The organism is Nocardiopsis sp. FR4 (assembly GCF_009830945.1).
In the GTDB taxonomy this organism is placed as follows: Bacteria; Actinomycetota; Actinomycetes; order Streptosporangiales; family Streptosporangiaceae; genus Nocardiopsis.
In genome coordinates this window covers 1-22,608 of the sequence record NZ_VWVV01000008.1, presented here as the reverse complement: position 1 = coordinate 22,608, position 22,608 = coordinate 1, and the positions used below count along the sequence as shown (strand labels likewise).

At 72.3% G+C, this 22,608-nt stretch carries 14 protein-coding genes; 3 read left to right on the top strand and 11 right to left on the bottom strand.

What is annotated here, in order from left to right; genetic code table 11:
* Positions 1-84: 84 nt before the first annotated feature.
* The 5 genes from ilvC to gatB form a co-directional block, all read right to left on the bottom strand.
* Complete coding sequence (ilvC, locus tag FYW95_RS09470) at positions 85-1,080, bottom strand: ketol-acid reductoisomerase (protein ID WP_201294787.1); 996 nt, start codon at positions 1,078-1,080, stop codon at positions 85-87.
* 66 nt (positions 1,081-1,146) lie between these two features.
* Positions 1,147-1,671, bottom strand: coding sequence for an acetolactate synthase small subunit (gene ilvN / locus FYW95_RS09465; protein ID WP_159941870.1), 525 nt, complete (start codon positions 1,669-1,671; stop codon positions 1,147-1,149).
* A 20-nt stretch (positions 1,672-1,691) separates the two neighbouring features.
* On the bottom strand, positions 1,692-3,452 hold the full coding sequence (locus tag FYW95_RS09460) for an acetolactate synthase large subunit (RefSeq protein WP_159941869.1): 1,761 nt from the start codon (positions 3,450-3,452) through the stop codon (positions 1,692-1,694).
* Between the two features lie 431 nt (positions 3,453-3,883).
* Positions 3,884-6,589 (bottom strand): putative bifunctional diguanylate cyclase/phosphodiesterase, encoded by a 2,706-nt coding sequence (locus FYW95_RS09455; protein ID WP_159941868.1) that lies wholly within the window; start codon positions 6,587-6,589, stop codon positions 3,884-3,886.
* A gap of 478 nt (positions 6,590-7,067) precedes the next feature.
* The gene (gene gatB, locus FYW95_RS09450) at positions 7,068-8,564 is read right to left on the bottom strand and encodes an Asp-tRNA(Asn)/Glu-tRNA(Gln) amidotransferase subunit GatB (RefSeq protein ID WP_159941867.1); all 1,497 of its coding nucleotides are present in this window, start codon (positions 8,562-8,564) and stop codon (positions 7,068-7,070) included.
* Positions 8,565-8,860: 296 nt separating this feature from the next.
* Here gatB and FYW95_RS09445 point away from each other — a divergent pair, with 296 nt between their 5' ends.
* The 3 genes from FYW95_RS09445 (at position 8,861) to FYW95_RS09435 (ending at position 13,428) form a co-directional block, all read left to right on the top strand.
* Positions 8,861-10,042, top strand: a complete 1,182-nt coding sequence (locus tag FYW95_RS09445; protein ID WP_159941866.1) for a Cys-Gln thioester bond-forming surface protein — start codon at positions 8,861-8,863, stop codon at positions 10,040-10,042.
* A gap of 408 nt (positions 10,043-10,450) precedes the next feature.
* The gene (locus FYW95_RS09440) at positions 10,451-11,719 is read left to right on the top strand and encodes a thioester domain-containing protein (protein ID WP_160050276.1); all 1,269 of its coding nucleotides are present in this window, start codon (positions 10,451-10,453) and stop codon (positions 11,717-11,719) included.
* Between the two features lie 437 nt (positions 11,720-12,156).
* Positions 12,157-13,428 carry a thioester domain-containing protein gene (locus FYW95_RS09435; protein WP_159941864.1) on the top strand — a complete coding sequence of 424 codons (1,272 nt, stop codon included), beginning with the start codon at positions 12,157-12,159 and terminating at the stop codon, positions 13,426-13,428.
* A gap of 492 nt (positions 13,429-13,920) precedes the next feature.
* On the opposite strand, the gene gatA is transcribed toward FYW95_RS09435, so the two are convergent.
* From gatA to FYW95_RS09405, 6 genes are all read right to left on the bottom strand, one after another.
* Positions 13,921-15,420, bottom strand: coding sequence for an Asp-tRNA(Asn)/Glu-tRNA(Gln) amidotransferase subunit GatA (gatA, locus tag FYW95_RS09430; protein ID WP_159941863.1), 1,500 nt, complete (start codon positions 15,418-15,420; stop codon positions 13,921-13,923).
* 2 nt (positions 15,421-15,422) lie between these two features.
* A complete protein-coding gene (gene gatC, locus FYW95_RS09425; RefSeq protein WP_159941862.1) occupies positions 15,423-15,722 on the bottom strand; it encodes an Asp-tRNA(Asn)/Glu-tRNA(Gln) amidotransferase subunit GatC in 300 nt (99 codons plus the stop codon).
* Between the two features lie 131 nt (positions 15,723-15,853).
* Positions 15,854-17,902, bottom strand: a complete 2,049-nt coding sequence (locus FYW95_RS09420; protein WP_160050275.1) for a putative bifunctional diguanylate cyclase/phosphodiesterase — start codon at positions 17,900-17,902, stop codon at positions 15,854-15,856.
* 575 nt (positions 17,903-18,477) lie between these two features.
* Positions 18,478-20,721, bottom strand: a complete 2,244-nt coding sequence (gene ligA, locus FYW95_RS09415; protein WP_160050274.1) for an NAD-dependent DNA ligase LigA — start codon at positions 20,719-20,721, stop codon at positions 18,478-18,480.
* Positions 20,722-20,773: 52 nt separating this feature from the next.
* The gene (locus tag FYW95_RS09410; protein WP_159941859.1) at positions 20,774-21,814 is read right to left on the bottom strand and encodes a methionine synthase; all 1,041 of its coding nucleotides are present in this window, start codon (positions 21,812-21,814) and stop codon (positions 20,774-20,776) included.
* A gap of 112 nt (positions 21,815-21,926) precedes the next feature.
* A complete protein-coding gene (locus FYW95_RS09405; RefSeq protein WP_159941858.1) occupies positions 21,927-22,469 on the bottom strand; it encodes a DedA family protein in 543 nt (180 codons plus the stop codon).
* Positions 22,470-22,608 lie beyond the last annotated feature (139 nt).

The following is a 22,608-nucleotide window of genomic DNA, read 5'->3' as shown; positions in this document are numbered from 1 at the left end:
GTCTAAAGTCTACTGCCGAGGTAGGGAAGCCTGATGGGGACAGGTGGGCACACCCACCTGTCCCCATGGTGACTGGGGCCTCACCTAGCCCTTGAGCCAGCTCATCAGCGGGCGCAGCTCGGCGCCCACCTTCTCGATCTGCTCGTTCTGCTCGGCCTCGCGGCGCTTGGTGAAGGTCGGCTGGCCGGCGTCGAACTCGTCCATGAGCTCCTTGGCGTAGGAGCCGTCCTGGATCTCCCCGAGGATCTTGCGCATCTCCTGGCGGGTCTGCTCGGTGATCAGGCGCGGGCCGCGGGTGTAGCCGCCGTACTCGGCGTTGTCCGAGACCGACCAGTTCATCTTGGAGATGCCGCCCTCGTACATGAGGTCGACGATGAGCTTGAGCTCGTGCAGGCACTCGAAGTAGGCGACCTCGGGCTGGTAGCCCGCCTCGACCAGGGTGGCGAAGCCGGCCTTGACGAGCTCCTCGGTGCCGCCGCACAGCACGGCCTGCTCGCCGAACAGGTCGGTCTCGGTCTCCTCGGTGAACGTGGTCTTGATGACCCCGGCCTTGGTGCCGCCGATGCCCTTGGCCCAGGACAGCGCCAGGTCCCAGGCCTGCCCGCTGGCGTCCTTCTCGACCGCGACCAGGCAGGGCACGCCGCGCCCGGCCTCGAACTGGCGGCGGACCAGGTGGCCCGGGCCCTTGGGGGCGACCATGGCCACGTCCACGCCCTCGGGCGGGGTGATGAAGCCGTAGCGGATGCTGAAGCCGTGGCCGAAGAACAGGGCGTTGCCCGCCTCCAGGTTCGGCGCGATCTCCGCGGCGTACAGGTCCCGGTGGATGTGGTCGGGGACCAGGATCATGATGACGTCGGCCTCACGGGTGGCCTCGGCGGGGGTGAGGACGCGCAGCCCCTCCTCCTCGGCCTTGGCCCGGCTCTTCGAACCCTCGGCGAGGCCGATCCGCACGTCCACGCCCGAGTCGCGCAGGGACAGCGCGTGGGCGTGGCCCTGGCTGCCGTAGCCGATCACGGCGACCTTCTTGCTCTGGATGAGCGAGAGGTCCGCGGCGTCGTCGTAGTACATCTGTGCTGCCACTTGGGGTTACTCCTCGTTCTCAAACGTTGTGTGGGGACGCGGCGCGGGCCCGGCCGTGTCCGGGCCTCAGGCGCTACGGTCGACCGCGCGGAGGGAACGGTCGGTGATCGACCGGGGTCCGCGTCCCAGGGCGACCAGCCCTGATTTGACCAGTTCCCGGATGCCGAACGGCTCCAGGTTCCTGACCAGGGCATCGAGCTTCTCGGGGTCGCCGGTGGCCTCGATGACGACGACGTCCGGGCTGACGTCCACGACGTGGGCGCGGAAGAGCTCGGCCGTCTGCAGCACGTGGGTGCGGCTGGACGCGTCGGCCTTGACCTTGACGAGCAGGAGCTCGCGCCGGACCGACGCGGTGGTGTCCATCTCCACGATCTTGACGACGTTGACCAGCTTGTTGAGCTGTTTGGTCACCTGCTCCAAGGGGTGGAGGTCGCAGTTGACCACGATTGTCATCCGGGACAGTCCTGGGTACTCGGTGTTGCTGACACTGAGTGAGTCGATGTTGAAACCGCGGCGGGAGAAGAGGGAGGAGGCGCGGGCGAGGATACCCGGGGTGTCCTCCACCAGAACGGAAAGCGTGTGACTGCTCATGGTGGTCTCGCCTGCTCCTCTTAGTCCTCGTGTTCCCAGCTCGGCGCCATGTCGCGCGCGTACTGGATGTTGTCGTTGCTGACGCCGGGGCCGACCATCGGCCAGACCATGGCGTCGTGGTTGACCGTGAAGTCCACGACGACGGGGGCGTCGTCGACGGCCATGGCCTTCTCGATGGTGGCGTCGATGTCCTCGGCGCTCTCACAGCGCAGACCGACACAACCGTACGCCTCCGCGAGGCGGACGAAGTCGGGAATGCGCACCTTCTCGTCGCGCGGCGAGGTCTGCAGGTCGGTGTTGGAGTACCGGCCCTCGTAGAACAGGGTCTGCCACTGGCGGACCATGCCCAGGTTGCCGTTGTTGACCACGGCGACCTTGATCGGGATTCCCTCGATGGCGCAGGTGGCCAGTTCCTGGTTGGTCATCTGGAAGCAGCCGTCGCCGTCGACCGACCACACGGTGCGGTCGGGGTCGCCGACCTTGGCGCCGAGCGCGGCGGGGACGGAGAAGCCCATCGTGCCCAGGCCGCCGGAGTTGACGAAGGAGCCGGGGCGCTCGTAGTCGATGAACTGCGCCGCCCACATCTGGTGCTGGCCCACACCGGCGACGTAGGTGGCCTCGGGGCCGACGATCTGGCCGAGGCGCTGGATGACGGCCTGCGGGGACAGGCTGCCGTCGTCGGGGGCCTCGAAGCCCTTGGGGTAGGTGGTACGCAGCCGGTTGAGCTGCTGCCACCAGCCCTCGTAGTCGCCCTGGCGGCCCTTCTCCTGGTCGGCGCGCACGGCCACGACCAGGTCGGCCAGGACCTCGCGGCAGTCGCCGACGATGGGCACGTCCGCGTGGCGGTTCTTGGAGATCTCGGCGGGGTCGATGTCGGCGTGGACGACCTTGGCGTCGGGGGCGAAGCTGTCCAGGCGGCCGGTGACGCGGTCGTCGAAGCGGGCGCCCAGGGCGACGATGAGGTCGGCCTTCTGCAGGGCGCCGACCGCGGAGACGTCGCCGTGCATCCCCGGCATCCCCACGAACTGCGGGTGGCTGTCGGGGAAGACGCCGCGGGCCATGAGGGTGGTGACCACGGGGACGCCGGTGAGCTCGGCCAGGACGCGCAGCTCCGCGGCGGCCCCGGCGCGCAGGACGCCGCCGCCGACGTAGAGCACCGGGCGGCGGGCCTCGGCGATCAGCCGGGCGGCCTCGCGGACCTGCTTGCCGTGCGGTTTGGTGACCGGGCGGTAGCCGGGCAGGTCCAGGCGCTCGGGCCACACGTGCTCGGCGGAGGCCTGCAGGGCGTCCTTGGAGATGTCGACCAGGACGGGGCCGGGACGGCCGCTGGCGGCGATGTGGAAGGCCTCGGCGATGGTGCGCGGGATGTCGCGCACGTCCTTGACCAGGAAGTTGTGCTTGGTGATCGGCATGGTGATGCCGCAGATGTCGGCTTCCTGGAAGGCGTCGGTGCCGATCATCGGGGAGGCGACCTGGCCGGTGATGGCGACCATGGGCACCGAGTCCATGTGGGCGTCGGCGAGGGGGGTGACCAGGTTGGTGGCTCCGGGGCCGCTGGTGGCCATGCACACGCCGGGGCGTCCGGTGGCGTAGGCGTAGCCCTCGGCGGCGTGCCCCGCCCCCTGCTCGTGGCGCATGAGGATGTGGCGCACCTTGGCCGAGTCGTAGAGCGGGTCGTAGGCCGGGAGGATGGCGCCGCCGGGAATCCCGAAGACAGTGTCAACGCCGACCTGCTCCAGCGACCTGATCAGCGATTGGGCGCCGGTCATCTGCTCGGTCATCTCATGATCCTTCAGCGAGGGTCCAGAGCGGCACGGGGGCTCTGGCCTGGTGGGTCTGATTCCGGGTCTGGCAATAAAAAAACCCCCACCGCCCGGTGGCGGTTGAGGGGTGGCGCGCAGCAGAAGAAACTCAGCGGGCTGCGCGCCGACCAAGTACGAGAATCAGGGAGTTGCTCTGCACGCTCACAACATTGGCCGACGGAGAGGGTCCGCGTCAACAAGAACGACATAATGTCCCAGGATGTGAGACGCACGTGTCAGGATGCGGCCACATTCCCGAACCCGAACACCCGCCCTGAACTGGACAAACACCACGAAGGGCGCATACGCGTGTAGCGCACGACACAGAGCGGACACCGGGGCGTCCGCACCGTGGAACACGGGGGCACCCAGCGGACTCAGGCGGGGTCCCCCGGGCTTCCCGTGTCCGGTCAGAGGCTGGCCCCGGCCTCGCCGCCGACCAGGGACTCCACGCCGCCCGCGGCCATGGGGCGAGCCACCAGGAAGCCCTGGCCGTGGTCGCAGCCCATGGCGCGCAGCTGTTCCAGCTGCTCGGGGCGCTCGATGCCCTCGGCCACCACCTGCACGCCGAGGTCGCGGCCGAGCTGGATGATCGTGTGCGTGAGCAGGGTGACCGTGTCGTCGCGGCCCAGGTCCGCCACGAACGACGGGTCGATCTTGATCGCGTCCACGCTCAGCCTGCGCAGGTGGGCCAGGGAGGCGTAGCCCATCCCGTAGTCGTCGATGGCCAGGCGCACGCCCAGTTCGCGCAGCTCGCCCAGGCGCTGCACGGCCTCGCCGAGGTCGTCGAGCAGCACCTCCTCGTCCACCTCCAGGGTGAGCACCTCCGCCGGGAGCCCGGTCTCGACCAGGACGCCCGCCACCGTCTCCACGAAGCGCGGCGAGAGCACCTGCTTGACGGACAGGTTCACCGACAGCCCGATGTCCCAGTCCGAGAGCCGCCACACGGCGACCTTCTCGCAGGCCTCGCGCAGGATCAGCTCGCCCAGCGGCACGATCAGACCCGACTCCTCGGCGGCGCCGAGGAACTCCTCCGGGCCGACCGTCTCCCCGTCGCGGTTCCAGCGCACCAGCGCCTCGACCGAGGTCACCTGGGAGCTGCCCAGGTCCACGATCGGCTGGTACTCCAGGAAGAACTCGCCGTCGGCCATCGCCCGGCGCAGCCGGATCTGCAGCTCCAGACGGGAGACCACGGTGTCGTGCATGTGCGCGGCGTAGACCTCCACGTGGCCCGTGCCCCGCTCCTTGGCCCGGGTCATCGCCACGTCGGCGTTGCGCAGCAGCTCACCGCTGTCGGTGGCCGGTTCGGCGAAGGCCACGCCGATGCTGGCGGTCAGCAGGATGTCCCGGTCGGCCACCTGGAAGGGCTCGGAGGCGATCACCCGGCCCAGCCGCTCGGCCAGGTCCACCACGCGCTGGGCCCGGGGCACGTCCTCCACCAGGACGGCGAACTCGTCGCCGCCCCAGCGGGCCAGGGTCGCGTCGGAGTCCACCTCCCCGCGCAGCCTGCGGGCCGCCTGGCCGAGCAGGTGGTCGCCGCGCACGTGCCCGGCGGAGTCGTTGACGGCGGTGAACCCGTCCAGGTCCAGGAAGATCACCGCGACGTCGCCGGTGGGCTCCTCGCTCATGGCGCGGTGCGCCAGCACGTCGCTGGCCCGCTCCTCCAGGTAGGCGCGGTTGGGCAGGCCGGTCACGCCGTCGTGGAAGGTCAGGTGCTCGACCTCGTCCTGCAGCGCCACCTGCGCGCTGATGTCGCGGGTGGTCACCAGCAGGCGGTCGGGCTCGCCCGGCTGCTCGTACAGCGAGATCGTCGACTCGGTGTGCCGCCAGGTGCCGTCCGCCGCGCGCACCCGCAGCCGCAGGTGCACACCCTGGGAGCCGCGCTCGGTGAACAGGTCGGTGACCGCCTCGATCCGCGACAGGTCCTCGGGGTGGATGAGGGCGGTGACGGGCGCGGCGAGCACGTCGTCGAGCCGGTAGCCGAAGGCCTCGGCCGTGCCGGGGCTGACGTAGTTCACCCCGCCGTCCCGGTCCAGGATGAGGATGACGTCGCCGCTGTTGCGCGCCAACTCGTGGAAGTGCCCCTCGCGGTTGCGCACCATGCGGGACAGGGTGGCGTTCTCCTCCAGCATCCCCACCACGCGCACCAGCAGCACCACGACGGCGGTGCCCGCGGCCAGCGGCAGCACGGGGGCCACCCCCGGCAGGCCCAGCGCGGCCACGGTGAGCACGAGGGCGGCGACGAGCACCGCGGCGATCGCGGCGAGCTCCGGGGCGAAGCGGTACAGGCCCCGGCCGGTGATCCGCCGGGGGTCCGACCCCGGCCGGTGCCCGACCAGCCAGGGCAGGGCGCCCAGCAGGGCCAGGCCCAGGAACCGCACCGGGTGCTCGATCCCCCCGGCGACGGGCGGGCCGGTCAGCCGGGTGAGCGCGCCGAGAAGGTCCGAGCTCGCGATGACCACGAGCGCGCCGATCGCCAGCAGGACCGCGCGCCGCGTGCTGTGCGGCGACATGAAGACCAGCGGCACGAGCAGGCACAGCACGACGATGTCGGCCACCGGGTAGACCAGGGCGAAGCCGAGGAAGCCCGCCCCCTCCCCCAGCTCCTGGTAGAGCGGGGAGAACATCAGCAGCCAGACCACCGAGAAGACCGCGGCGGCGCACACGTAGCTGTCGGTGACGTGACGCACGGCGGTGCGCAGCCCGCCCGGCCAGGGGGCGAACTTGGTGAAGCCGACCACGAAGAGTGGCAGCGCCGCGAGGGCGAAGAGATCACCGAGGGTGAGGGACAGGGCCGACCCGGAACTGAGCAGACGGGTCAGTCCGTGTGTGACGCCGCCCGCGCACCAGGCCAGGGCGGCGAAGCCGAGGTGGCGCAGGGCCGCGGCCCCGTCCGCGCCGTCGGCGTGGGCGTCGCGGTCGGCCCCGGACTCCGCCCAGCGGCGCGAGGCGTAGAGCAGGGACAGGCCGGCGGCTCCGGCCGCCGCGGAGGTCGGCCACTCGCCGAGTGCGGCGGTCGCCGTGGTCTCTCCCAGGGGGATCACGGTCCCCCCGGCGTAGAGCAGGCACAGCGCGCCCAGGACGACGGTCCACACGCGGCGTGCCGTGGTCCCCATGAGCGATCTGTCAGTGGGCGCGCCGCGGTCGACCCGGCGTCCGGCCGCCGTCACGCTCTCTCCTCGGACATGGAGCACCCACCTCGCGTCGTTCGAGTCCGGGCGCGGCACGGCGCCCGGCACCGTGTCTGCCGCCCAGGATCTCGCGGGACTGGGACGGACTCGGTCGCGGGGGCGGCCCGAGGTACCGCGCACGCCCCCATGGGTCGCAACCCTACGCAACCAAGGTCACACAGCGATTGAGGACCGGCTGAGAGATGACGACGGAACCATCACCCAGGGTGATTACTCCACGTCGTCCCAGCCCCGCTCCCTCCCGGGGACGGCGCGCCCGCCCCGTGCGGGACGGTCCGTCCGCCCGGGAGTGCCTGACGGCCTCCCGGCCGCCCGCGGTCCATGCAGGCTGCCAGGAGGCACCGACAAAAGGGAGCGGAAAACGCGCCGCGGCGCCGGTTGTGAGCGGTCACACCCCGGTCGGTCAGCTCGCGCCGAGCCGCTCCAGGATCAGTTCGCGGGCGCGGCCCGCGTCGGCCTGGCCCCGGGTCGCCTTCATGACCGCGCCGACCAGGGCCCCGGCCGCGGCGACCTTGCCGCCGCGCACCTTGTCGGCGGCGTCGGGGTTGGCCGCGATGGCCTCGTCCACGGCGGCGCCGAGCGCGCCGTCGTCGCTGACCACCTTCAGACCGCGGGCCTCGACCACGGCGTCGGGCTCCCCCTCACCGGCGAGCACGCCCTCCACCACCTGGCGGGCGAGCTTGTTGGTGAGCGTGCCCTCGGCGACCAGGGCGATGATCCGCGCGACCTGGGCGGGGGTGATGGGCAGGTCACCCAGCTCCACCTCCTGCTCGGTGGCGCGGCGGGAGAGCTCGTTCAGCCACAGCTTGCGGGCCTCGGCGGACGGGGCGCCCGCGGCCACGGTCGCCTCCACCAGGCCGATGGCGTCGGCGTTGACCAGGTCGCGCAGCTCGGTGTCGGTGAGGTTCCACTCGGCGCGCACCCGGGCCCGCTGGGCGGCGGGCAGCTCGGGCAGCGTGGCCCGCAGCTCCTCGATCCACTCCTCGGAGGGCGCGACGGGGACCAGGTCGGGGTCGGGGAAGTACCGGTAGTCCTGCGCCTCCTCCTTGGAGCGGCCCGGGATGCTGCGGCCGGTGTCCTCCTGGAAGTGGCGGGTCTCCTGCACGACGCTCTGTCCGGCGTCGAGGACGCCGGCCTGGCGCTCGATCTCCGAGCGCACGGCCCGCTCGACCGAGCGCAGTGAGTTGACGTTCTTGGTCTCGCTGCGGGTGCCCCACTCGGAGGCGCCGCGCGGGTTGATCGAGACGTTGACGTCGCAGCGCATGGAGCCCTCCTCCATGCGCACGTCGGAGATGCCCAGGGACCGGACCAGGTCGCGCAGCTCGGTGGCGTAGGCGCGGGCGACCAGGGGCGCGAGCTCGCCGGTGCCGGTGATGGGCTTGGTGACGATCTCCAGCAGCGGGATGCCCGCGCGGTTGTAGTCGACGATGGAGTAGTCCGCGCCGTGGATGCGACCGGTGGCCCCGCCCAGGTGGGAGGTCTTGCCGGTGTCCTCCTCCATGTGGACGCGCTCGATCTCCACGCGGAACTCCCGCGGGCCGTCGGGGGTGTCCACCGTGACGTCGAGGTGGCCGTCGACGCAGATCGGCTCGTCGTACTGGGAGATCTGGTAGTTCTTCGGCATGTCCGGATAGAAGTAGTTCTTCCGGGCGAAGCGTCCCCAGGGTGCGATGGAGCAGTTCAGCGCCAGGCCCAGGCGGATGGCGCCCTCGACCGCCTTCTCGTTGACCACCGGCAGGGAGCCGGGCAGCGCCAGGCACACCGGGCACACCTGGGTGTTCGGCTCGGCGCCGAACGCGGTGGGGCAGGAGCAGAACATCTTGGAGGCGGTGCCCAGCTCGATGTGGGTCTCCAGGCCGAGCACGGGCTCGTATGTGGCCAGCGCCCGCTCGTAGGCCACCGGCGCAGGACCGTTGTTCGTGGCAGGGCTAGGAGTTACCGCGTGGGCCATCGCCGCAAACCCGTTTCCGTAGAGGACATACCTTCCAGCTCAGCCTACCGAGCGCGCGGGGGTGCGGTGCCACGCCCCGGAACACGGAAGGGTCACCGCACATCACGGCCAGTACACGATTGGGCCGCTGTCGGGGGAACACCCGGCCTCCCGGGGTGCCGGACCGTTAGTGTGGGAGGCCCAGCAAGACGTTTTTCGCCGGTTCGGCCACCACACCGACCGCCCTCGTACGGGAGCGCACAAGCATGTCCGGCATCCTGCGTCGGTGCGCCGCGCTGCTCTTCACCACCACGGTGGTCGGCACCCTGCTCGGCGCCCCCGCGTCCCACGCCGACGACTTCTCACGCGTGGACCGCGACCCCGTCCCGGGCGCGGTCCTCACCCTGGCCGACGGCCGGGAGGTCGACACGGCGCTGTTCAGCCTGCGCGTGACCGGGGAGGAGTCCGTACGGGCCTACGCCGCCGTCTCCGACGAGGAGGTGCGCCCGCGCGCCGCCTACGTGGAGTCAGCGTGGTCCGACACTCCGGAGTGGGCCGAAACCCCCCAGAAAACGGACCCCGCCGACCAGGCGAAGTGGATCGTCTCCCACTCCTACCCCGTGGTGGACCTTCCCGGGTTGGCCCGGGAGACCGGGCTGGCGGAGGTGACCGAGGGCCAGGCGATCGCGGGCACCCAGGCGGCCCTGTGGTACGTGCTGGACGGGGCGGAGCCGGACCGCGGCGCCAACGACCCCGTGGTGCTCGCGCTGTACGACCACCTGGTGCGGGGCAGCGCGGCGGCGGCCGACAACGCCGCCTCCCGGTCGCTGGAGGTCGTGCCCGCGCACGTGGAGGCGATCGCGCCCGAGGAACCGCTGGGCCCGCTGACCGTGCACAGCTCCGGTTCGGGGCCGCTGGGCGTGTCCGTACGCGGCGCTCCGGCCTCGTGGCTGGTCGACGCGGACGGCGGACCGGTGACACAGGTGCACGACGGCGAGCAGGTCTACCTGAGCGTGGACCCCTCGGTCCCGGCCGGGGTGGTGACCCTCCACGTGCGCGGCCAGGACGTGCCGCTGCCGGAGGGGCGCCTGTTCACCGGGAGGGGCGGCGTGCGCACCCGGCCGCTGGTGACGGCGGAGGCCGGCGCGGCGACCAGCTCCACCACCGCCACCTTCACCTGGCACCCGGAGCAGACCGCCGACCCGGGCACCGGTCAGACCCCGGAGTCCGCTCCGGAGGAGGTGTCCGGGGAGGCGGCGCCCTCCGCCGGAGAGGCCGCGCGGGAGGAGTCTGCTGAGGAGGAGGTATCCCCCGAAGCGGGTGACCGAATCCCGGAGGTCGATCTGCCCCGCACCGGCACCTGGCTGTCGGGACTCCTGGTCATTGCCGGGGCCCTGGTGGTATCTGGCCTGTTCATCCTGCTTTTGGGCCGCAAACGGCGCGGATGAGCGCACGACGGGGACGCGCTTCTCCGCTTTTGGTTGCATCCTTCTGGCCGGAATGCGGCCTTAGTCTTGCTCACATTTTTTCGTGCCCGTATCCGGCCATATTTTTCGCGAACCGGGTTGGAAGTACCCAAGGGGATCGCTAGTATCAGGCGGGCGTTGGCACCCCACGGCGAACGCCGCAGTTCCCACGTCCCAGCGATTCCACGCCGGGCGACCGCGCCGCGACCCCACAACGGCGCCGTACCCCCGAACCCGACGTGGTGACCCCCAGCACGGGTGAACTCAGCAGTCGGCAGGTTTTCCAGTAACCGCACTTCGCCGTGGCCACCGCACCCGCCCCTCGGCTCCTCGGCGCCCCGTGGGCGGATCCCTTTATCCGGTTACCCCTAGAACACACCGGGACACGATGTGAAGAACTCCTCCCTCGCCCGTTCCCTCGGGCGCACGGGCCTGGCGGCCACCGCCGCCGCGTTCCTGGCCTTCGGCCTGGCCGCCGCCCCCGCGGCCGCCGACGAGGTCGAGACCTACGAGGGCTCTGCCCGCGCCCAGTACATCGGCAACGCCCAGGACGGCACCAGCGTCAAGCTGGAGGGCGTCCAGGGCAAGGCCTCGACCAGCCTGTTCAACCTCAAGCTGGAGAGCGGCGACGTCCTCACGACGTACTGCATCGACTTCCGCACCAGCATCCGCAAGGACGCCTGGTACCGCGAGGACGACTGGGCCAACTACCCGGGCAAGGGCGACTTCGCCGAGCCCGCGAAGGTCCACTGGATCCTGCAGAACTCCTACCCGACCGTGAGCGTCGAGGCGCTGGGAGAGGCCGCCGGTGTCCAGGGGCTGAGCCAGGGGGACGCCCTGGGCGCCACCCAGGCCGCCATCTGGCACTACAGCAACGGCATGAAGCTCAAGCCGCAGGGCAACAGTCCCGCCGTCAAGGCCGTCTACGACTACCTGGTCGGGAACGCCCAGGACCTGGAGCAGACCGCCGAGCCCGACGCCGCCCTGAGCGTCACCCCGGGCGAGGCCTCCGGCCAGGCCGGTGAGACCGTCGGCGAGTTCCTCATCAAGACCAACGGCAGCGACATCCCCGTCGACCTGTCCGCCCCCGAGGGCGTCGAGCTGGTCGACCTGGAGACCGGCGAGCCCGTGGCCGCCGTGAACAACGGCGACACCGTCGGCTTCTCGGTCCCGGCCGACGCCGAGGCCGGCCAGGCCAGCTTCTCCCTGGAGACCAGCTCGTCCGTCGCGACCGGCCGCCTGTTCAAGGGCGAGAGCAAGCACAAGGAGACCCAGACGCTCATCACCGCCAAGGGCGGCAGCGTCACCGTCTCCGCGTCGGCCTCCGCCACCTGGACGGAGGGCACGGTCACCCCGCCGACCGACACTCCCAGCGACACCCCGAGCGACACGCCCTCCGACACCCCGAGCGACACCCCGAGCGACACCCCGAGCGACACGCCGAGCACCCCGGCGTCGCCGGAGCCGCCCGCCACGGACACCCCGAGCGACAAGCCCAGCACCCCCGCTGACGACCGGAACCAGCCGAGCCTGCCGGTGACCGGTGGCGCTCTGGCCGGTCTGGTGGCCGCCGGTGTGGCCGCCCTGGCCGCCGGTGGCGGCGCGATCTACCTGAGCCGCAAGCGCAAGGCCAACCAGTCCGACGACCTGGTCGGCTAGCACCCCGGCCGCACGCCCGAGGGCGTGGGCCGTCCGGGCCCGTTCCGTGGGAGACCACGGGACGGGCCCTTCTCGTTCGGATCCCGTACCTGGGCGAACACCCTGCGCAGTGAATCCGTCCCACCAGACGGACAACCGGACGCCGGAGTACCGCGTCTCCTCCTCGGACACCCCTGGCCCTCCGGGCCCGGCACGAGGGTTGTGCCGCGCCGGTTCACCGGGACAGGGTTGGCCCGGCTGCGGCCCGCGCTCACATCCGTGACCGGCCGCACCGGAACAGACGCACGCCCCACCGGAGGACCCGCCTTCCCCGCGGCTCCGCCGGTACGCATCGTTGTCCCCGGCCCCGCGAGTCGCCCCACCGGGTCGCGCCCCACGGCACCCGTCCCCCGGTGACCGGCCCGCCGGGCTCCTCCGGAACACTCCTAGGAATAGACGTGACCCACGTGCCTCTCCCCCTCCGTGCCGGACGCGCGACCCTCGCCGCCTCCGCCGCCGCACTCCTCGCCTTCGGGCTGGCCGCCGTCCCCGCGGCGGCCGACGAGGTCGAGACCTACGAGGGCTCCGTCCGCGCCCAGTACGTCGGTAACACCCAGGACGGTCACCGCGTGACCATGCAGGGCGCCGACACGACCACCGCCAGCACGTTCACACTGCGGTTGGAGGGCGGCGACGACCTCACGACCTATTGCATCGACTTCCGCACCCAGATCCAGGACGACGCCTGGTACCGCGAGGACGACTGGGCCAACTACCCGGGCAAGGGCGACTTCGCCCACCCGGGCAAGGTGCACTGGATCCTGCAAAACAGCTACCCCAGCGTGAGCGCTGCCGATCTGGCCACCGCCGCCCAGGTGAGGCAGCTGACCGAAGCCGAGGCGCTGACCGCCACCCAGGCCGCGATCTGGCACTTCAGCAACGGCCTGGAGCTGTCCCGCTTCTCCGCGAACCCGGAGGTCAGCCAGCGCATCGACGCCGGTGCCATGACCAAGGTCTACCGCTACCTCGTGGACACCGCGGTCGAACTGCCCCAGGAGCCGGGTCCCGCCCTGAGCATTACCCCGGGCCAGGCCTCCGGCCAGGCGGGTGGGGTGGTCGGCGAATTCCTCGTCGAGACCAGCGGCAGCGACATCCCCGTGGAGCTGGGTGACGTTCCCGAGGGTGTCGAGCTGGTCGACGTCGAGACCGGCCAGGAGGTCACCACGGTCGGCGACGGCGACACCGTCGGCTTCTCCGTCCCCGCCGACGCCGAGGCGGGCGAGGCCAGCTTCTCCCTGGCCACCGAGGCCGAGGTCCTGAGCGGGCGCCTGTTCCAGGGTGAGAGCGAGAAGGTGCCCACGCAGACCCTCATCACGGCCAAGGGCGAGAAGGTCAGCGTCTCCGCCTCCGCGTCCGCCACCTGGACCGCGCAACCGGGCCAGACCCCGCCCCCGACCGACGAGCCCAGCGAGACGCCGAGCACCCCGCCGAGCGACGGTCCCAGCGACACGCCCTCCGAGACGCCCAGCGCTCCGGCGTCGCCCTCCCCCACTCCCAGTGACAAGCCGAGCGGCCCGGCCGACGACAACCCGCGGCCCAGCCTTCCGGTGACCGGTGGCGCGCTCGCCGGCCTGGTGGCCGCCGGTCTGGCCGCCCTGGCCGCCGGTGGCGGCGCGATCTACCTGAGCCGCAGGCGCAGGACCGCGAACGGCCAGGACCTGGAGGGCTAGGCTCCTCCCCGGCCGGCCCGTCAGCCGGCGCCCTGAGGGCCCGTTCCGCGGTCGACCGCGGGACGGGCCCTCGTCGTGTCCGCGTACGGCGGCGCACGTCGGTTGGGGGACCCTTTCGGTTGTCACGGTGTCCGGTTCCGGCACGTGGCAGGTCAGTGCGTCGGACACCGTGCGGGGCGAGGCCGGCACCACCACGAGCACGTTCAACGTGGCCCTGGAGGGCGGCCAGCACCTGACCACCAGCTGCATCGACTTCAGCAACGGCCTGGACCTGGACAAGGTCACGCAGGGCCCGCGGGCGGAGCGGTGGGCGGGGTCACCGTGGAGACCAGCGCCCCGACCGTCCCGGTGGCCCTGGAGGCGCCCGAGGGCGTGGAGCTGGTGTACCTGGCGCGCAGGCGCCGTTCCGCCGCCCCCGAGTAGGGACGCGGGACACGCGGGTGCCCGCCATCCCTGGGGGCGGCGGGCACCCGGGTACCGCCGGGCGGTCGCCTAGGCGTTCACCGCGTAGGGGCTCCGGGCCAGCAGGTCCCCGTCGCGCTCGGACAGCGCGCGCTCGACCGCGGCGGCGACCCGGTAGGTGCGGTCGTCGGCCAGGGCCGGGGCCATGATCTGGAAGCCGACGGGCAGGCCGTCCTCCGGGGCCAGTCCGCACGGCACCGACAGCGAGGCGTTCCCGGCCAGGTTGGACGGGATCGTGCACAGGTCGGCCAGGTACATGGCCATCGGGTCCTCGGCCCGCTCGCCGATGGGGAAGGCCGTGGTCGGCGTGGTCGGCGAGACCAGCACGTCCACGCTCTCGAACGCGGCGTCGAAGTCGCGCTTGATCAGCGTGCGCACCTGCTGGGCGCTGCCGTAGTAGGCGTCGTAGTAGCCGCTGGAGAGGGCGTAGGTGCCCAGCATGATGCGGCGCTTGACCTCGGGGCCGAAGCCCTGGGCCCGGGTCAGCGACATGACCTCCTCGGCGCTGCGCGTGCCGTCGTCGCCCACCCGCAGGCCGTAGCGCATGGCGTCGAAGCGGGCGAGGTTGGAGGAGCACTCGCTGGGCGCGATGAGGTAGTACGCCGACAGGGCGGCGTCGAAGCTCGGGCAGGACAGCTCGACGATCTTGGCGCCGAGGGACTCCAGCAGCTCCAGGGTCTCGTGGAAGCGCTGGCGCACGCCCGCCTGGAAGCCGTCGCTGTCCAGCTCCCGGACCACGCCCACGCGCAGGCCGTCGATGTCGCCCAGGCGGGCGGCGTCCACGACCGGCGGGACCGGGGCGTCGATGGAGGTGGAGTCGCGCGGGTCGTGCCCGGAGAAGGCCTCGTGCAGCAGCGCGGCGTCGAGCACGTTGCGCGCGAAGGGGCCAGGAGTGTCCAGGGAGGAGGCGAAGGCGATTATCCCGTAGCGGGAGGAGCCGCCGTAGGTGGGCTTGGCCCCGACCAGGCCGCACACGGCGGCGGGCTGGCGGATGGAGCCGCCGGTGTCGGTGCCGGTGGCCAGGGGCGCCTCGAACGCGGCCACCGCCGCGGAGGAGCCGCCGGAGGAGCCGCCCGGGATGCGGTCGGTGTCCCACGGGTTGCGGGTGACCTGGTAGGCGGAGTTCTCCGTGGAGGAGCCCATGGCGAACTCGTCCATGTTGGTCTTGCCCAGGATGACCAGCCCGGCCTCGCGCAGGCGCGCGGTGACGGTGGCGTCGTAGGGCGGCTGCCAGCCCTCCAGGATCCTGGAGGCGGCGGTGGTGGGCATGTCCCTGGTGCTGAACACGTCCTTGTGGGCCACCGGCACACCGGCCAGCGGGCCCAGGGCCTCACCGGCGGCGCGGCGGGCGTCCACCGCGCGGGCCTGCTCCAGCGCGGTCTCGCGGCGCACGTGCAGGAACGCGTTGATCTCGCCGTCCACGGCCTCGATCCGGTCCAGGTAGGCGGTGGTCGCCTCCTCGGAGGAGACCTGTCCGTCCCGGATGGCCGCGCCGAGCTGGGCGGCGGTCAGGCTGATGACGTCGCTCACGGCTACTCGCCCTCCCCGAGGATCCGCGGAACCCGGAAGCGCTGCTCCTCCACCGCCGGGGCTCCGGCCAGGGCCTGGTCGGGTGTGAGGCCGGGCTTGACCTCGTCGGGGCGGTAGACGTTGGTCAGCGGCAGGGCGTGCGAGCTGGGCGGGATGTCGCCCTGGGCGACCTCCTGCACCTTGGCCACGGCGGTGAGGATGTCACCGAGCTGGGCGGCGAGCGTGTCGAGCTCGCTCTCGTCGAGCGCCAGCCGCGACAACCGGGCGAGGTGTGCGACCTCATCGCGGGTGATGGCGGTCATGGATGAGAACCGTTTCTTCGGCGGAAGGACTATCCCATTCATCCTAGGGCGCCCTCGCCGCTCCCGGTGCCGGTCCCTTCCGACTGTGGACACGGGCGGGGACGGAGGAGGGCCGGGGCGGGGCGGCGGGGTCAGACCCGGGTGCCCGCGGCCGTCCCGCCGTCGTGGGCGGCGAGCCACTCGGTGACCTCGTCGGCGCTCAGGGGCGGGGAGAAGTGGTGGCCCTGGGCGGCGTGGCAGCCGGTGTCGCGGGCGGCGCGGGCGAGTTCGGCGTTCTGGACACCCTCGGCGGTGGCGCGCATGCCCAGCGCCTTGACCAAGGCGATGGCGGCGCGGACGACGGTGTGGCCGCTGTCGGAGCGGTCGACCAGGCGCGCGGTGAAGGACTCGTGGATCTTGACCTCGTCCAGGGGCAGGCCGGCCAGCTGGGCGAGGGTGAAGTGGCCGGTGCCGAAGTCGTCCAGGGACAGGCCCACGCCCAGGCCGCGCAGCACCCGGACGGCCTCGGTGGCGGCGTGGGTGTCGGTGATCAGGGCGTGCTCGCCGACCTCCAGGACCAGCTGCCGGGACGGCAGGCCGTACTCGCGCAGGGCGGCGGCCACGGTCCCGGGCAGCTCGGGGTCGAGGAGTTCGCGCACGCTGAGGTTGACGGCCACGGGCAGGTCCTGGCCCTCCCGGTGCCAGCGGGCGGCGTGCGCGAGCGTGACGTCGAGCACCTGGGAGGTGAAGGCGCGCGAGAGGTTGGACTGCTCCACGACCGGCATGAACTCGTCGGGGGTGAGCAGCCCGCGGCTGGGGTGGCGCCAGCGGGCCAGGGCCTCCAGGCCGATGACGCGCTCGTCGGACAGACCGACCTTGGGCTGGTAGTGCATCTCCAGGGCGCCCTCGGACAGGCCGCGGCGCAGTTCGGAGTACAGGCTCAGCCGGGCGGTGGAGTTGCGGTCCTTGCCGGGATCGTAGGACTCCACGCCCGTGCGGTCGGCCTTGGCCACGTACATGGCCACGTCGGCGCGCTGCATGAGGAGCGCGAAGTCGGGGGCGTCCCCGGGATAGAGCGCGATGCCGATGCTGGCCTGCAGGTCGAAGTCCATACCGTCCAGGCGGACGGGTTCGGCGAGCGCGCCGCGCAGGCGCGAGGCCACCTCGCGGGCGGCGGAGGCGTCGCTGACCTGGGGCAGCAGGACGGCGAACTCGTCGCCGCCGAGCCGGGCGACCAGGTCGCCGGGGCGGACGCTGTGGGTGAGCCGGCGGGCGACGGTCTGCAGGAGGCGGTCGCCGGTGGGATGGCCCAGGGTGTCGTTGACCTCCTTGAACCGGTCCAGGTCGAGCAGAAGCAGGCCGACGCCGCCGCCCCGCTGCTGGGCGTGGGAGATCTCCTGGCGTGCGCGGAGGGTGAGGAGCTTGCGGTTGGCCAGCGCGGTGAGCTCGTCGTGGTTGGCCTGGTGGTCGCGCTTGACCGAGAGCAGCGCGCTCGTGTAGAGCGCCCACAGGGGCAGGGCGAACAGCGGGACGAACAGCACCGAGTGGTTGGCGGCCACGACCACGAGGGGGGCGAGGCTGAGCAGGACCGCGTTGACGTAGGCCTGCTGGCTCGCGCCCTTGAACATGACCTGTCTGAGCGGCACGCGTTCGTGCATGGCCACGGCGCTGGTGACCAGCACGCGGTTGGTGGCGAAGTAGGCGGCCGCGGCCAGGATGAGGGCGAGCAGTTCGCCCACGGAGGGGAACCACAGGTTCTGGACCAGGCCGGGCGCGGTCAGGCGCAGGACGGCGTCGGCGACCCCGAGGGCCAGGGTGTACTGGGCGGCGTTGAACGCGGTGCGGTGGGGGGCGTGGCCGCGGGCGAACCCGGCGACGACGGTGGCCGCGACCTGGAGGAGTGCGGCCACGGCGAGCCCGTGCAGGATGACGAGCGCGAAGGCGAAGGGCAGGGAGGTGGGCACCCCGTTGCCGGGGGGCTGTCCGGGGAGGGAGACGGGCCGCAGCTCGCCGAGGACCATCATGCACAGCAGGACCCAGGTGAGCGGTTCCAGGGACAGCGCGCGCACCTCGTCCACGGACAGCCCGAGGAGGGAGGCCGCGAGGACACCGGCGCCCGCGGCCGTGGCGCCGAGCATGTACAGCCACAGCGGTGTTCCCGCCCGGGGACCGATGTCCCGTGTGCTGATCGGATCCTTCATACGTGGTCCTCGTGAGGGGGCCGCGGACCGGGCGGCGCCTGCGGCACCGCCTGGTCCTGCTTGCTCGGAGTCTCCATAACCCGCCGTCTCCACAATCCGACCACCCCTCATGACCGAATCCTGGTTTTTAGGTGCGCCCACTATTTCGAAGCGTCTCTGTCCACCTTACGCGGTTTCGTTACCAACTGTCGCGTGTCAAGGACTATCAGTTAACCAAGGTGAGGGCCTCGCGAGAGGAGAGATCGCCAAAAAGGTACCCGGGCCCGACACGGCCACGGATCCGTGGCGGTGAGGGTACCGCGTTTCGGACGAGGGGTTTCGGCCCCGCCTGCACGGCGCAGCGGGGATAACTGCTGGTCAGTGCGGTGGACGGGGTGCGGATACGTGTGCGGTTCCCGCCCGGGGACGGCTCCGGGAAGGGGGGGCGGGATCCGGCGACCGGGAGGACGTCGGAATTCCCGGTGGTGAGGCGCGTACCGGGGTCGGATCAGGGGGCGGGATCGGGGGGCGGGGCGCGGACACGGGACCGGGGGACGCGGCGGGCGGGGGTCGGCCGCCGCGCCTCCCCGGCTCCCCTACTCCCCGTCGCCCGCTTCCTCGGCGGCCCCGGTGCCGGGCTCCTCGGGTTCGGGGTTGAGCCGCCTGCTGGCGGCCGCGTCCGGACCGGCCTCCAGCAGTACCCGGAAGCCCTCCTCGTCCAGGACCGGAACCCCCAGCTTGACCGCCTTGTCGTACTTGGAGCCGGGGCTGTCGCCCACCACCACGAACCCGGTCTTCCTGGACACCGAGGAGGTGGCCCGGCCGCCGCGCTCGGCGATCGCCTCCTTGGCCCCGTCGCGGGTGAACCCCTCCAGGGATCCGGTCACCACCACGGTGACCCCCTCCAGGTGGCGCGGACGGGAGCCGTCGTCCTCGTCCTCCATGCGCACCCCGGCCGCGGCCCACTTGCGCACGATCTCGTTGTGCCAGTCCACGGAGAACCACTCGCGGATGGAGGCGGCGATGGTGGGGCCGATGCCGTCGACGGCGGCCAGCTCCTCCTCACTGGCCGCGCGGATGGCGTCCATGGAGCGGAAGTGGCGGGCCAGGTCCTCGGCCGCGCGCGGGCCCACGTGGCGGATGGACAGCGCCACCAGCACCCGCCACAGCGGCTTGGACTTGGCCTCCTCCAGCTGCTCGAAGAGCTTCTCGACCGTCTTCTTGGGCTTGCCCTGCTTGTTGGCGAAGAAGGACACCACCTTGGGCTCGCCGGTCCTGGGATCGGTCTTGGGCTCACTGGTGTCGGGGTCGAGCACGTAGGTGCGGATGGGCAGCAGCTTGTCGACGGTCAGGTCGAACAGGTCGCCCTCGTCGCGCAGGGGCGGCTCGGCGGGCTCCAGAGGCTGGGTGAGGGCGGTGGCGGCGACGTAGCCCAGCGCCTCGATGTCCAGGGCCTTGCGGCTGGCCACGAAGAACAGGCGTTCGCGCAGCTGGCCGGGGCAGGAGCGGGCGTTGGGGCAGCGCAGGTCGACGTCGCCCTCCTTCTGCTGACCCAGGGGCGTGCCGCACTCGGGGCACGCCTCGGGCATGACGAAGGGGCGCTCGCTGCCGTCGCGGCGGTCGAGCACGGGGGCCACGATCTCGGGGATGACGTCGCCCGCCTTGCGCAGCACGACGGTGTCGCCGATGAGCACGCCCTTGCGCTCGACCTCGCGGGCGTTGTGCAGGGTGGCGAACTCGACCTCGGACCCGGCCACCACCACCGGCTCCATGACGCCGTAGGGCGTGACGCGGCCGGTGCGGCCCACACCCACCTTGATGTCGAGCAGGCGGGTGGTGACCTCCTCGGGCGGGTACTTGTAGGCGATCGCCCAGCGCGGGGCGCGGCTGGTGGAGCCCAGGCGGCGCTGGAGGGCGAAGTCGTCCACCTTGATGACGATGCCGTCGATCTCGTAGGCGGGCTCGTGGCGGTCGGCCGCGTAGTGGGCGACGTACTCGCGGACCTCGGCCATGGTCTCGACCACCCTGTAGCGGTCGCTGAGCGGCAGTCCCCACTCCCCGAGCAGGCGGTAGGCCTGCGACTGGCTGGTGAAGGCCACGTCCGGACCGCCGTCGTCGGCCGGGGTGTACGCGCCGACGCCGTGCACGATCATCGACAGCGGCCGGGTGGCGGTCACCCGCGGGTCCTTCTGGCGCAGCGACCCCGCGGCGGCGTTGCGCGGGTTGGCGAAGGGGGCGTGCCCGTCGGCGGTGATGCGCTCGTTGAGCTTCTCGAAGTCCTCCACCGGCAGGAAGACCTCGCCGCGCACCTCCAGCAGCTCGGGGGCGGGGCGCACGCTCTCGTCGAGCTGCTCGGGGACCACGGCGATGGTGCGGATGTTGAGGGTGATGTCCTCACCGACCCGGCCGTCGCCGCGGGTGGCGGCGCGCACGAGGCGGCCCCGCTCGTAGACCAGGTCCACGGCCAGGCCGTCGATCTTGAGCTCGCACAGGTAGCCGGTGACGGGCACCTCGGCGTTGGCGCGGTCGGCCCAGGCGTTGAGCTCGTCGATGTCGAAGGCGTTGCCCAGACTCTCCATGCGCACCAGGTGCTCGACCGCGGCGAAGTCCACGCTGATGGGCGCGCCGACCTTCTGGGTGGGCGAGTCCTGGGTGACCAGGGCGGGGTAGGACTCCTCGATGCCCCGCAGCTCGCCCATGAGGGCGTCGTACTCGGCGTCGGAGACGACGGGGGTGCCCAGGTAGTAGCGGTAGCTGTGGTCGTCCAGCTCCCGGCACAGCTCGGTGTGCCGGTCGCGTACCTCGTCGGGGATGTCGGTGGTGGTGTCGGGCGCGCTCACTGGTGCCTTTCTGCTCTCGTGCTCGCCTGCTGCGGTCGCGGACTCGGGACGCCTACCGGCGGGGCTCGTCCCGCAGCACCCGGGCACCGGCGCGGCAGGCGTCCAGGGCCGCGCGCGCGTGCCGGGGCGAGGCGCCCGCGAGCCCGCACGTGGGTGTGGTGACCACCGCGCGGGAGAGCAGGTCAGGGGAGAACCCCAGCCGGTTCCACAACTCGCGAACAGGATCGACGGTAGCCGCGGGGTCGGACATTCGGGCGTTCCGGGCGAAGGTGCCGTCGGTGGGGGGAACGACGCCGAGCAGGAGCCCCGCCCCCGCCTCCACGGCGGTGCCGACCGCCTCGTCGTGGGCGCGTTCCAGCAGCAGGGCGTTGAGGCTGAGCGCGCGGGCGCCACTGCGCCGCAGCAGGTCGATGGGCACGGAGGCGGCGCAGCAGTGCGCGGCCGGAACCGCTCCGGTGTCGGCGATCGCGGCGAACAGCACGCGCAGGGAGGCCTCGACGCGGACCCGGTCCACGGCGGGCAGACGGCCGTAGCCGCTGGCGGTGGGCAGGGAGCCGAGCAGCACCGCGGGCAGGGAGGGCTCGTCCACCTGGACCAGGAGCCGGGCCCCGGGCACGCGCCGGCGGACCTCGGACAGGTGGGCCAGGACGCCCTCGACGTGGGACTCGGCCAGGTCGCGGCAGGCGCCGGGGTCGGAGACCAGGCGCTGACCGTTGCGGAGCTCGATCGAGGCGGCCAGGGTCCAGGGCCCGGCGACCTGCACCTTGAGGGTGCCGGTGAAGGCGTGGGCGTGCTCGGTCAGGGCGTCCAGGTCGTAGGACATGAGGCTGGCCGCGCGGCCCAGGTCGCGGCCGGGGGTGTCGGCCACCCTCCACCCGCTGGGCTGGACCTCGATGGGGAACTCCACCAGGAGGCCGCCGGTGCGGCCGACCATGTCGGCGCCGACGCCGCGCGCGGGCAGTTCGGGCAGGTGCGGCAGGCCGGGGAGTTCGCCCAGGACCGTGCGCACGGCCTCGTCGGGGTCCTCGCCGGGCCAGGACCCGACCCCGGTGGCGGAGGCGTCGGGCCAGGGGTAGGAGTGCTGTTGGCTCACATCGCCCAAGGTTAGGGCAACGCGGCGGTGCCGGGCGCTACCGGCGGACCGCCCCGGCGCGGCCCCGGGGCGGGGGCGGCTTCCGGGGGAACGCGGACGGCGGGCGCGGGCGCTACTCCTGCGCGGCGCGGGCGGAGTGGGAACCGGGGGAGCCCTCCCCCTCGGCCGGGGCCGCCTCCCGGCCCGCGGCCCCGGCCCGGCGGGAGCGCAGCACCAGTACGGCCACGATCGCGGCGGCGAGCGCGCCCACGCCCAGCGCCGCCCACGGCGAGTCCAGGTACAGGGTCAGCCAGGTGCCCACCAGGCCGCCGATGACCACGCCCCACAGGCCCGCCCAGATCAGGCAGCCGACGAACATCGCGGCGAGGTAGACCGGGAAGCGCATCCGCATGGCGCCCGCGGCCAGGTTGACCGCGGTCTGTACGCCGACGGTGCAGAAGCTCAGGGTGACCACCGGGGCGCCGTAGCGGTCGATGCGCCGCCGGGCGGCGTCCAGGCGCGGACCGAGCCCGGCGCCCAGGCGGCTTCGGGTGACCCCGGCGCCCAGCCCGCGGCCGATCCAGTACGTGGCCTGGGCGCGGCACAGCACCACCCCGAGCAGGGTGAAGTAGACGATCCAGAACGGCTGGCCGTCGAGAAATCCGAACTCCGGCATGGGCAGGCTCCCTTACGACGTGGTGCGCGATTGAGGTTGGGGCGTGCTGGCCCAGCGAGTCGGCTGGTGGGTGATTACCGCATAGCTGTGCGGTCGGAGACCAGGCCGGCGATGGCCAGGTGGGTTTCGTCGTAGTACT